Raw genomic sequence first — 11,532 nt, forward strand, 5'->3', positions numbered from 1 at the left:
GGGCTAGTGTTGGTTGTGCTCGGTGGTGAGCATGCCACAGGCGGCCGAGATGTCCTCTCCTCTGGAGCGTCGTATGGTGGTACGTAGTCCGTTGGTATTGAGGTACTCTTCCATCCACTGTATGTGTGTGTCGTCGGAGGTGCTGAGAGGGACGCCCGGTATGGCGTGGTAGCGGATGAGGTTGACCCGGCAGTCGAGTGGCTTGAGGAGCTTGAGGAGTGCTTGGGCGTGGCTCGGAGTGTCGTTGTAGCCACCGAAGACGATGTACTCAAACGAGAGTCTCCGCTGTCCGGAAAAGTCATAGTGGCTGAGTGTCTCTATGATATCGTGTATGTGGAAGGCTTTTTCGACCGGCATCAGCTTGGCTCTCTCCTCGGGTATTGCGCTGTGTATGCTGATGGCTAGGTGGGCGGTCTGCTCGTCCAAAAACTGCTTGAGCCCTCTTTTAGGGCCTATGGTGCTGACGGTGATGCGCTTGGGGCTCCATCCGTAGCCGTAGTCGGCCGTGAGGAGTTGGAGGGCTTGTGCGACGGCTGGGTAGTTGTCGAGGGGTTCGCCCATGCCCATGAAGACGATATTGGTGAGCTCATCGGCATGTGGCACGGAGAGGACTTGGTTGAGGATATCTGTGGGGGTGAGGTGGGTGTGAAAGCCCATCTTGCCGGTTGCGCAAAAGAGGCAATTCATCTTGCACCCTACTTGGCTGGAGACGCACAGAGTGGCGCGTTTGCCATCGGGTATGTAGACAGTCTCAAAGGTGAGGTTGGGGTGCTCGAGTGGGCGAAAAAGGTATTTTTCGGTCCCATCCCGGGACACTTGCCTCGCGATAGGTTCGGAGCGTCCGACTCGGTATGTGGCTTGGAGGGCTTGGCGGAGGTCTTTGGGGAGGTTGGTCATCTCCTCAAATGAGGTGGCACGCCTGCGGTAGATCCACTCGGCCACTTGCTTTGCACGGTAGCTGGGTTGTCCGAGTGTGGCGATTAGCTCTTGGAGCTGAGGGAGGGTGAGTCCTAGGATTGCTTGTTTCATGGCTCTACTTGTATGATCTCTCCGAATCGGTACCAGAGGTAGCCTCGGGTGTTGTAGCCCATCTCGTTTAGGACACTGATGTACTCGCGCACCTGGCGTTTGTGACTTGCATGTGGCTCTCCAAACTTGTAGTCAAGGACTATGGCTTGGTGCTCCGTGTCGTTGAGGAGGATCCGGTCGGCACGGATCGTGCGGTCGCTTCGGGGGCTGTAAAACTGTGTCTCCGTAAAGACTTGCCAGCCCTCCTTGGGGGCAAACCACTCTTGGACCTCGGGACGGCTCTCGGAGGCCCGAAAGGCATCTATGAGTGTGGTGAGGTCGGTGTCTTGGCTGTTGGGGTCAATGAGGCGGTAAAAGTCCTCTGTGGTGCGGACGAACTCCATGAGGAAGTGCATCTTCTCGCCGGCGCGTGTGGCGGTGCTCTCAAAAGGCTTGGGGGCAAAGGAGAGGCCGGCGTACTGTGGCGTGGCGGATAGTGCTGTGATTTCGATCATTCGGTTGTCGGCCGATGCGGTGGAGGCTTGTACTGGCTTGGGCTCACCATAGGTGTAGCGGTCGGTCGTCTCATTGATGCACTCGTACTTGCCGAGTCTCGACTTGGCAGAGGAGATGAGTGTGGCGATGCTCCTTTCGGTGGTCGTGTCGGGCTTTTTTTGCGTGAAAACGTAGAGACGTTGGGTGGGGCGGGTAAAGGCCACGTAGAGGAGGTTGATGTTGTCGATGTCTAGTCGCTCCTGCTCGACCCGGTATTGGGGGGCAAAGTAGCTTTTGACCTCCTTGTTTGCTCCGGGGGCTTCTTTCATGTAGTAGACCGATGGGACTTTCGGAAAGTCCTCCGGTAGCTGCTCCGGGGTTTTCATCAGGAGCATCCTTTGGGATCGGCCTGAAGGGGTCATCTCCCAGCTGGCAAAAGGGATGATGACGACCGGAAACTCCAGCCCCTTTGCGTTGTGTATGGTCATGAGCCTCAGGCAGTCCATGGTGGTGTCGGGCATATCGATATAGAGATCATCGCGCTTACCCTGCCACCAGTTGTCGAACTGCAGGTAGGTGGGAGTGAAGCGAGCTGTGTAGTTGAACAACTGCTCCAGATAGGCGGCAACATAGGCCTTGTCCTCGTCCTTGATTGCACCATTGTCCTTGAGGATAGTCATGGCTTCGGTCACCGTCTCGTAGATGGAGAGTCCGGTATTGGAGAGGTTGTCCAGTTGGTGCAAGAGGTCTTCGTACCTCATGGGGTCAAGGCCCGGGAGGGTTTGGAGGGAGATATCCAGTAGCCCTTGTGCGTTTGGATCATCGGGGTGGGCGAGCCTGTGTACCAGTGAGGCGAGGCATCTGACGACCGGTGAGGAGTTGATGGCCAGTGCTTCGTCCGATACGAAGTCGTAGCTGTATCGACCGCTGTTATCTGTCTTATCGCTGTCACCGAAGGAGCGTAGCCAGTCTGCAACCTCGACGGACTCCTTTCGTTTCCGAAACAGGAGGACGATGTCTCCGGGCTTGTATCCATCATCGTATAGCTCTTGGAGCAGGCTCTGCAGCTCCTCCGGGCTCATCCTCTCCTTTGTGGCGGTGATCCGCACATAGCCATCCTCCTCGCTTGTGTTGTGTTTCTTTTGCTCAACGTTTTCGGCGTCGTAGAGGGTTGGGGCTCCCGCCTTGTCGTGCCCAAAAAAGTCAAGATCGTAGATGTTGCTAAAGAATTTGTTGTTGAACTCCACGATCTGGTAGGCACTCCGGTAGTTGGTGTCCAGTATATCGGGTTTCACACCGTACTTTGTGGGCACCTCGTGGCCGAGCAGTGTGCTGTCTGCCCCTCTGAAGCGGTATATGCTCTGCTTCACATCCCCGACAAGGTAGTTTGTCCTCGAGTAGCTGTGCGACTCCTCCAGCAGGGGCTCAAAGTTGCTCCACTGGTCATGGCTCGTGTCCTGAAACTCGTCCAGCATGTAGTGTTCTATGTAGGAGCCCACTTTTTCGTAAATAAATGGGATACTTGCTCCGGCTATGATGGACTTTAGCAGAGGGTTGATCTCCGAGATCAGGACGATGTTGTTTTCTGCCTGAAATTCGTCCAAGCTCTTCTTAAAGTTGAGGATCGCCGGCATCCAGATCAAGTACTTGAGCATGAGTGTGGCGGTGTTGTAGGTGTAGAGCTCTTCCTCAGAGAGGTCCAGAGAGCTCAGTGTGCCGAGTAGCTCATCACTTGCCACCTCGTAGGGTCCGTACACTTGCTCGCTTTTGCCTTTGGGGCACCAGGCTCGCTTGTCTCCCGCCTTTACTTTTGCCAAGATGGTGCGAGTGGTCGACGTGAGCAGTTTGTCCTCTGCTATTGCGGTGATCGCCTCCCCTTTGTTTAGCTTGTTGTAGATACCCTCCACGAAGGATCGACTGCTGTCCGCCAAGTTTAGGTGGTACTTGTTTCGGATCTCCTCCAGATCCTTCTTGGCCTTCTCCAGTTTCCTTTCCAGTTTTTGTGCTATTTCTTGGAGTTGTAGGCGGGTTTTCGTCACTTGATCGGTACTGAATTGCTCCTCGAGTTCCTTGAGGTCGTACTGCTCTTTGCCATCGATGAGGGGGCTGAGGAGTCCGGTCAGTTGGGCTCTCAGGTCCACCCGCTCGCCGTCCTCTGCGCCTTCGTCAAAGATTTGGCGGAGTACGCTCAGCATCTCTGTGTGCTTGGAAGTGCTGTTTTGGAGCTCATCGATCAGTCGATCCATCGAGAGCTGAAACACAGCATTTTGGTCAATCTCCACCTCAAATCCCCCATGGGTCGACGACAGCTCGAGCATGAAGCTACGCACCACTTCTTGGAAAAAGGAGTCGATGGTCTGGACCCGAAACTTGCCATAGTCCTCCAGGATCCGCTTCAGTGCTTCGCGCGCCTGTGCTTGGATCTTTAGCTGTTTGTCCGCATCCGACAGCCCTGGGGCAAAAGTCAGCTTCTTGATCAGTTCTTCAGCCCGATCGCTTGTCCCTTTGGATAGATCGTAGAGCAACCCTAGGATCCGCTCCCGTAGCTCCACGGTTGCTTTGTTGGTAAAGGTGGCCACCAAGATCCTGTCGTACTTCACCCCTTCTCCGTTGAGCATGCCCTGAAAGAGCAGTCTCAGGTACTCGCCTGTCAGGGTATAGGTCTTGCCACTTCCTGCTGAGGCACTGTAGATCTTCAGGCTGTTGTCGGTTTGCCCCATGCTGCTTAGCACATTTTGGTCTTGGTGTACCCGTTTGCCTTTAGGATATTGGTGACTTCGGGTACGCGGTCTCCCTGGATGATGATTAGGCCATCCTTTGCGGAGCCTCCCACTCCACACGATTGTTTGAGGCTCTTGCAGAGAGTGTTTAGGTCTTCTTTTGTTCCCTCAAAACCCTCCACCAGGGTCACGACTTTCCCCTTGCGTTGCTTGGCATCGCGGCGCACGCGGAGCGACTGCTCGCTTGGATCTTTTGTGCTCACAGTCACGAGTGAGGCACTCAGTAGTTCCTGCATATAGCTCTTGTTGGTCGAGTAGACCATCCCGCCACTGCTCTTTTTACTCATGGGCCACACCTTTCTTGGGTTGTAGGATAGCGGACATGCGCTTCGGGTCTTGGATCACCTCGAGTGCTTTTTTCAGGGTTGGGTCTGTCTCTAGGTTTACCGCATACTGTCCCTTCATCCCAAAGTAGTGGACCGCCAGAGCGGCTCTCAGTAGGCTCTTGATCTGTTCTCGATGTGGCTCGATGTCTCTGCGTAGCGAGGGGGTGAGGACCTTGGCCAGTGCGCCAAACTCTGCCTCACTCTGTGCCTTGTACCCCTCATATTCCGCCAGAGACTTTAGCTGCTCCAGTAGTTGCTTGCTTCGCTCTCCGTAGCCAAAACCCTCTTTCTCCAGCTCCGACACAAAGCCCTCCAGATCCTCATCCGTCACCTTCAGATCCTTGAGCGTGGCCGGACGAGCTTTGGTCTGTGCCAGATTGATGGCGTATCGGAATACCTTCCCCTCCACCAGCATGGTGTAGACCGGCACCGAGAGGATCTCGTCCTTTACCTCTATGTCGGGTCGGATGCCACCACCGTCACGCACCGGCCGTCCGTTCATTGTATCAAATACTGTGGTCAGGCTGTCCGGTACGGCGCCGACCGTGCCATCCGGGTTGCGGTGGCTGTAGTCGAGCTGTTGGATGCATCGGCCACTGGGAATGTAGTAGCGAGAGGTGGTTACCTTCAGGATACCCTGTCTGCCGGCAGGGCGAGTCGACTGCACCAGTCCTTTCCCAAAGCTCCTCGACCCCACCAGTACGGCTCGGTCCATGTCCTGCAGTGCACCGGCGACGATCTCGCTCGAGGAGGCCGATCCGGAGTTGATCAGTACCACTAGAGGGAGCGTTGTGCTGATGGGTTGCTCGGTGGTCTTGAAGGTCTCTTGGGCGGAGGGGTTCCGCCCCTTTGTGGAGAGGACCTGTGTGCCTTTGGGCAAAAACATCCCCGAGATGTCGATAGCACCATCCAGCAGACCACCGCCATTGCCTCGGAGATCGAGGATCAGCCCCTTTGGCTCACCACTTGCTGCCAGCTCGTTGTAGGCTTTTTTGACATCTGCGGCACTCTTGTCGGTGAAGGAGGAGAGCCGTATGTAGCCGATGCCACCGGGCATCATGCCTCTATAGGCCACCTGATCGACCACGACGTTGTTTCGGGTCAGGGTCACAGTGCGGGGCTCACTCTCTCCCGGGCGACGGATCTTCACCGTCACGTTTGTGCCGATGGTTCCCTTGAGCGAGTCGCTGATCTTGCTTGCTGTGCCCGGGATCATGGGTTTGCCATCGATCTCCAAAAAAGCATCCCCGGTCCGCAGTCCGCTCTCCTTTGCCGGTGACCCAGGCATAGGGTACTGGACATACACCACGGAGTCCACTTGCTGGATATAGGCTCCGATACCCCCGTACTCACCGGTGGTCATGAAGTTGAAGTCCGCACGCTCCGTCTCCGGTATATACACCGTGTAGGGGTCTAGGCGAGACAGCATGGCATTGATCCCATACGTGGAGATCTCCTCCACATTCACAGTGTCGACATAGAGGGTGGTGACTCCTGCCAGGGCATCGCTGAAGACTCTCAGAGCACGGGACAGCTCCAGCATGTTGTCTTTCGCTCCCTTGTTTTGTGCCGACAGTGTGCCACATCCGGCGCAACTCAGCACCAGTGCAAGCAGTGGGATAAGTATTTGTTTCCTTTTCATTGGGGGTAATATGCGTGTGAATATCGGTTGTGGTGGACGGTCGCTTCCGAGTGCTCTGCTTCGTCGCCATCGGGCTGTCGGCCCTGCGTTTGTCGCACATAGGACGCTCGTGATAAATCTGTGAGAGATGCACCTCGGCGCAACCGGCTCCTCTACGACAAAGGTACCAAAACTATCTACTCCTTTGTACCCCGTCACGGATTTCCCCCTCTTTGGAGACTTTGGACAAGTCGCCTCTCCGACATTGCTTTCGGACATCGTCTGAAACCGGCACACTATTCGCTCATTATCAGCTGATTGGCATTTTGTTTTTGGATGGCCCCTTCTTTTGTCTTTGGACGGATTACAATCCTTTGACACTCAGCACACTGTGAAGAGACTTGAGTTTCACGGATAGAAGCAATCTGCTTCACGGATAGAAGCAAAATTTTTCACGGATAGAAGCGATCACCCCGACAGATAGGAGAGAAAATCAAGCTCGGCAGATAAAAAAGCTGTCGCCCCGGGGCAACAGCCCTCGGACAACAGTCCGGAAAAAAGAATCGGATCGCCCCAAAAAGTACTCCCGAAGTGGGGCTAAAGGTCGGTAGCTTTGGAGATTGTGAAAAATGTGAGTACTTTTGCCAATGATTTTAAGAGTGACTACCTTTGTCTACATAAAATTAACATCAGAAACAGACAAGCATGGAAGTACGCGTAAGTCGTATTCTAAGCGAATACTACGAGTACACTCGTAAAGAGTCCGACCAATACCTCCGCGATGGTCGCGTCACGATCAATGGTAAGCCTGCTGGGATAGGCGACAAGGTCTCTATGGAGGACCAAGTCGCACTAGACGGAGCGAGTATTCCGCTCAAGGGGATCTTTCGGAAGATCCAGCGAGAGCAGGCCAACAAAGACACCGCCGAGAAGTACAGCTCTCGAAGCAGACGCGAGGACGAAGAGGAGTTCGCAGACAACAACCCCAAGAGCAATAAGCTCAGGAAGGGGCGCAAAAACTCAACCAAACGTCACCGTGGCAAAAACCACTGGGACGAGGACGAAGAAGAGATCTGGTAGCCTATGACCCCATCACCCAAATACCATCGCATCCTGCTGAAACTCAGTGGCGAATCCCTCCAAGGAACGCAGGGCTACGGACTGGATCCGGAAAAGCTCAAGACCTATGCACAGGAGATCTCCGAGGTGGTCAAGAGTGGTACACAAGTGGCCATCGTGATCGGTGGCGGAAATATATTCCGTGGCTTGAGTGGCTTGGGCAAAGGTGTAGATCGTGTCAAGGGTGATCAGATGGGGATGCTGGCAACAGTCATCAACAGCCTCGGACTAAGCTCGGCGCTTGAGAATATCGGTATCGAAACGACCGTGCTGACAGCCATCCAAATGGCTCCCATAGGACGCTTTTACAACAAATGGGAGGCACTGAAGGACCTCGAGGGTGGCAAAGTGGTGATCTGCTCAGCCGGAACCGGAAACCCCTACTTTACGACAGATACGGGGGCATCCCTCCGAGCCATTGAACTAGAGGTTGACGCTTTGCTGAAAGGTACTCGTGTGGACGGCGTATACACGGCAGACCCGGAGAAGGACCCCCATGCGACAAAGTACGATACGATCACGTTTGATGAGATCTACAATCAGGGGCTGAGGGTCATGGACCTTACCGCCACGACGATGTGCAAGGAAAACAATATCCCCCTAGTGATTTTTGATATGGACACCCCGGGCAACCTTCGCAAGTTGCTGTCGGGCGAAAAGGTGGGCACTACCGTCACCTGCTCTGCTCGCTGAGAGAGCTAGGGCTTCCCGTGCTCTTTCCGGGCCGAAACACACTTCCGAGGAAGCTATTTCCCCTTTTTCCAGATAACCTCCGGTAGCCCCAAGTGGTGGGTGATAGCCCTGGCGAGGACAAAAAAGTAGTCGCTCAGCCTATTGATATACTCCAGGACGCAGGGGTCTATCGTCGTGGCCTCGTCCCCCGACTTTTCCAAAAAACTATAGATCGCACGCTCCGCACGTCTGGCGACTGTGCGACAGATGTGGGCAACGGCGGTGGCCTGTGAGCCGGCCGGAAGGATGAACGCCCGCATCGCCGGTAGCTCTTGTTGTAGCCGGTCGATCGTCTGCTCCAACTCCGAAACATCCGATGGGCTAATCCCACTCTCGACCACATATCCACTTGATTTGGTGTTGTCGGTAGCCATATAGGCTCCGCAAGTAAAGAGACGCGACTGTATACCGGCCAGTGTCTCGTCCTGGTCGAGCCCTGTCGGCAGAAGGGCTCTCAACAATCCGATCTGGCTATTTAGCTCATCCAGTGTGCCGTAGGCTTCGATCCTAGGGTGGCACTTGCTCACTCGCTGGCCTCCCACAAGTGAGGTCAGCCCCTTGTCGCCGGTCTTGGTGTAAATTTTGGTCATAGTGTAGTCCTGTAGTAGTAGAGTTCGTTATTGTTGTTGAGCAAGATCGCACTGTCGTAGAGGTCGAGTACCACCCCTTTGTGTCTGCCACTCTCGAGATAGCTGACAAACTCCTGCTCTCGCTCCCTCCCCTTTCGCACTCCGAGCAGTAGGACAACCGCCTCTTGCTCCTCCGTCAGCACGCGCTCAGCCTCCCGGACTTGGTCGGTGGCGAGTATGAACTGCCCCTCCTCTCGTGGCGTGGATACAGCCAAACTCTGGGCCCACTCAAGCAACTGCTGTGTCGTGCGGTCCTCGAGGCGATAGGCGATCTCTCGTGGCACAAAACGCGCCAGCATGCGATACCAGAGAAGTGCATCGGGGGTGCCCCGCCTCGACAAAAGGGGATAGTCGTAGTACCCACTATAGGGGCGAACAACAGTGTACACCAGCCCAAAAGCCATAGGCGAGTGGATCCCATGCCCACGGCCGTACATGAGGCGTCGTATCCACCGAAATGCCATCAGCGTACCACGACGATAGGGCTTCATCAGTTGAGAGGAGGTCAGACTGCTCATGGGCGTACAAAGTGACGTATAGCCACACCATACTCCGGCACCTCTATGGGGTAGAGATCGTCCGGCCTTGCCTGGGCCACGCCCACTCTGTCCGTCGCAGGATCAGTGACATAGAAGAGTCCACCTCTCTGTATATGCAACGTCCCAAACGCATGCTCCGGAATTCGGACCATACACTCGATCGGACGATCCGAAAAGTTGACCACCACTAGGGCAAACTCACCATCCACAGCACGCAAAAAGGCATACTGACTCCCCATGTCCAAGCACTCTGCGTTGGCATACATGAGATCAAAAAACTGCCCCTTGCCAAACACCTTTTCGTGCACCGCAAGGTTTAGCAACCAGCGGTACTTCTCCCTTAGTATCTGCCCCTCTTTTGGCAACGTGCGACCCGAGTAGTCCCGATCCTTGCCGATCCACTGACGGATCGTCGGTACCTGCCAGTAGTCAAATATACTGGTGCGACCATCTCGGCCACTGTACCCCTCGGCGTCCATACCCCGCTCATTGAGTTCCTGACCAAAGTAGGTGAGGATGGAGCCATTGTCGATCAGAGTGCTGACAGCCATAGCCGGGAATGCCCGATGTCCGCAGCCGATCAAAAAATCACTCGCCAGCCGTTGTTCGTCGTGTGTTTCCATGAAGTGCAGTAGATGCCCCTTGACCGACTGAGTGGACTGCCAGCAATGAGTGATCGCACTGGCCGGAGCCTGTCCCATAAGCACAGCCATCAGAGTGTCGTAGAGGCCAACTTTGTCGTACAAGTAGCCAAACCCGGCATTTACATACTCAAGATAGCGATCCGGACAGTAGATCTCTGCGATAAAGATCACCTCTGGATAGATGTTGTGGACCTGGCCAATGCACCAGTGCCAAAACTCCGAGGGCACCATCTCTGCCATGTCGCACCTAAAGCCATCCACCCCCATAGCGCACCAGTAGAGTAGGATATCAAGCATCTTTTGCCACGTGTCCGGGACCGGTGGTGCTGTGTGGTGTATCCCGGTGGAGTAGTCGATGCCATAGTTGAGCTTGACGGTCTCATACCAGTCGTTGGCAGACACAGAGGCGCTAAAGACGTCGTTGCCTGTCGCACGAGCAGGGAACTCGGTGTATTCTTTGCCCTTTGGCACACCTAGGACAAGTGTGCTATTGGGCAGATAGTAGTAGTTGTTGTTTTTGGCAAAAGGAACACTCCGGTCATCACCCTCCCCAAAGTCTGCTACGTAGTCCGGCTTCATTGTCGAGCTATAAGCTCTTGATACATGGTTGGGGACAAAGTCCTGAATCACTCTCAGCCCTGCTGTATGCGAGCGCTTTATGAGATCTTGATATTCTTGGATTCGCTCCTCGGTCTTTTCGGCCAACTCGGGAGCCACATCGTAGTAGTCCCGAATCGCATAGGGCGACCCGGCCTTGCCCTTCACAATGGCAGGATGGTCTGCCGGCTTTCCCGGAAAGGCACTCTGAGTCGCGTGATCGAGGACTCCGGTATACCAGATGTGCGTACACCCGAGGTCCGAGATGGCCGACAACGCCTCGTCGGTAAATGCACTGAACTTACCGGAGCCATTGGTCTCTATCCCGCCGTTGGGCACCTGACCATCGACCGGGTTGTCAAATAACCGGGGAAGTACCTGGTAGATTGATAGTTTGCCCTCTATGCTTTGTTTTGTCATTGGCTGCTTCGTTACATTATATTATTGGCGCCTACTTTTTATCAGCGCATTTCTTTATTGGCACACGGTGCACCCATTCAAGCCCGTTCACTACATAGGCAAGCCAAAGAACTGTGGCAACTAGGTGCAATAAATATCGTCCTCAGACGTTACATCGTAAAGTTACCCATTTTGCCCTCGTTGGACAACCCACTCAGCGGATATTTCCATGCAACAGCGTTGTGCTTTCATCGCTACAGTTGATAAAAAAAGAGGAAGTCGATAGACTTGGTAAAAACCTAAGTGCTATCGACTTCCAGGGGGGAGGGAAAGTTGCGGAGGGAGGACTCGAACCTCCGACCTCTGGGTTATGAGCCCAGCGAGCTACCACTGCTCCACTCCGCGATCTAATTTATTCAAGAAGGTCCACACAAGGTGGTTCCGTTCTCGTGGTGCAAAGGTACACAATTATTTCTATACCGCCAAACAACCGAGTTCTTGGACACGAGGTGTGCGTATTGTTGGTTGGTCAATGCTCTGATTTTTAGAATGTTCTGGGTTTGATTGGGCCGATGGGGTGGGGAATAGGGGTGAAGTGGGTGTCGGAAAGAAGGGGCATTTACCTTCTTTTGGCGGTCTTTTG

The 11,532-nt window shown here is 54.5% G+C and carries 9 protein-coding genes and 1 tRNA gene; 2 read left to right on the forward strand and 8 right to left on the reverse strand.

Going from position 1 to position 11,532, the window contains the following annotated elements:
* Positions 1-3 precede the first annotated feature (3 nt).
* Genes rlmN through AC1EK1_RS07190 form a run of 4 tightly spaced genes read right to left on the reverse strand, consistent with a single transcriptional unit; the run spans position 4 to position 6,251 of the window.
* Positions 4-1,029, reverse strand: a complete 1,026-nt coding sequence (rlmN, locus tag AC1EK1_RS07175) for a dual-specificity RNA methyltransferase RlmN (RefSeq protein ID WP_480306427.1) — start codon at positions 1,027-1,029, stop codon at positions 4-6.
* On the reverse strand, positions 1,026-4,223 hold the full coding sequence (locus tag AC1EK1_RS07180; protein WP_480306428.1) for a UvrD-helicase domain-containing protein: 3,198 nt from the start codon (positions 4,221-4,223) through the stop codon (positions 1,026-1,028). The genes rlmN and AC1EK1_RS07180 overlap by 4 nt, the downstream gene beginning before the upstream one ends.
* Before the next feature lie 5 nt (positions 4,224-4,228).
* On the reverse strand, positions 4,229-4,570 hold the full coding sequence (locus AC1EK1_RS07185) for a translation initiation factor (RefSeq protein WP_480306429.1): 342 nt from the start codon (positions 4,568-4,570) through the stop codon (positions 4,229-4,231).
* The gene (locus AC1EK1_RS07190; protein WP_480306430.1) at positions 4,563-6,251 is read right to left on the reverse strand and encodes a S41 family peptidase; all 1,689 of its coding nucleotides are present in this window, start codon (positions 6,249-6,251) and stop codon (positions 4,563-4,565) included. Before AC1EK1_RS07190 ends, AC1EK1_RS07185 begins: the two co-directional genes overlap by 8 nt.
* 684 nt (positions 6,252-6,935) lie before the next feature.
* Between AC1EK1_RS07190 and AC1EK1_RS07195 the strand changes: the two genes are divergently transcribed.
* Together AC1EK1_RS07195 and pyrH are read left to right on the forward strand one after the other, a co-directional pair.
* Positions 6,936-7,310, forward strand: a complete 375-nt coding sequence (locus AC1EK1_RS07195) for a S4 domain-containing protein (protein ID WP_480306431.1) — start codon at positions 6,936-6,938, stop codon at positions 7,308-7,310.
* A gap of 3 nt (positions 7,311-7,313) precedes the next feature.
* Positions 7,314-8,042 (forward strand): UMP kinase, encoded by a 729-nt coding sequence (gene pyrH / locus AC1EK1_RS07200; RefSeq protein WP_480306432.1) that lies wholly within the window; start codon positions 7,314-7,316, stop codon positions 8,040-8,042.
* A gap of 53 nt (positions 8,043-8,095) precedes the next feature.
* Here pyrH and AC1EK1_RS07205 read toward each other — a convergent pair whose 3' ends face one another.
* The 4 genes from AC1EK1_RS07205 to AC1EK1_RS07220 form a co-directional block, all read right to left on the reverse strand.
* A complete protein-coding gene (locus AC1EK1_RS07205; RefSeq protein ID WP_480306433.1) occupies positions 8,096-8,671 on the reverse strand; it encodes a cob(I)yrinic acid a,c-diamide adenosyltransferase in 576 nt (191 codons plus the stop codon).
* Positions 8,668-9,228 (reverse strand): hypothetical protein, encoded by a 561-nt coding sequence (locus AC1EK1_RS07210; RefSeq protein ID WP_480306434.1) that lies wholly within the window; start codon positions 9,226-9,228, stop codon positions 8,668-8,670. Before AC1EK1_RS07210 ends, AC1EK1_RS07205 begins: the two co-directional genes overlap by 4 nt.
* Positions 9,225-10,910: an alpha-amylase family glycosyl hydrolase gene (locus AC1EK1_RS07215; protein ID WP_480306435.1), complete on the reverse strand. Its 1,686-nt coding sequence runs from the start codon at positions 10,908-10,910 to the stop codon at positions 9,225-9,227. The genes AC1EK1_RS07210 and AC1EK1_RS07215 overlap by 4 nt, the downstream gene beginning before the upstream one ends.
* A gap of 312 nt (positions 10,911-11,222) precedes the next feature.
* Positions 11,223-11,294: transfer RNA gene (locus tag AC1EK1_RS07220), tRNA-Met, on the reverse strand.
* Positions 11,295-11,532 lie beyond the last annotated feature (238 nt).

Source organism: Porphyromonas sp. C0026D3 (assembly GCF_056590775.1).

Coding starts and splice junctions, on each gene's coding strand:
- rlmN (WP_480306427.1), bottom strand. CDS start 1,029: ATGAAACAAGCAATCCTAGGACTCACCCTCCCTCAGCTCCAAGAGCTA.
- AC1EK1_RS07180 (WP_480306428.1), bottom strand. CDS start 4,223: ATGGGGCAAACCGACAACAGCCTGAAGATCTACAGTGCCTCAGCAGGA.
- AC1EK1_RS07185 (WP_480306429.1), bottom strand. CDS start 4,570: ATGAGTAAAAAGAGCAGTGGCGGGATGGTCTACTCGACCAACAAGAGC.
- AC1EK1_RS07190 (WP_480306430.1), bottom strand. CDS start 6,251: ATGAAAAGGAAACAAATACTTATCCCACTGCTTGCACTGGTGCTGAGT.
- AC1EK1_RS07195 (WP_480306431.1), top strand. CDS start 6,936: ATGGAAGTACGCGTAAGTCGTATTCTAAGCGAATACTACGAGTACACT.
- pyrH (WP_480306432.1), top strand. CDS start 7,314: ATGACCCCATCACCCAAATACCATCGCATCCTGCTGAAACTCAGTGGC.
- AC1EK1_RS07205 (WP_480306433.1), bottom strand. CDS start 8,671: ATGACCAAAATTTACACCAAGACCGGCGACAAGGGGCTGACCTCACTT.
- AC1EK1_RS07210 (WP_480306434.1), bottom strand. CDS start 9,228: ATGAGCAGTCTGACCTCCTCTCAACTGATGAAGCCCTATCGTCGTGGT.
- AC1EK1_RS07215 (WP_480306435.1), bottom strand. CDS start 10,910: ATGACAAAACAAAGCATAGAGGGCAAACTATCAATCTACCAGGTACTT.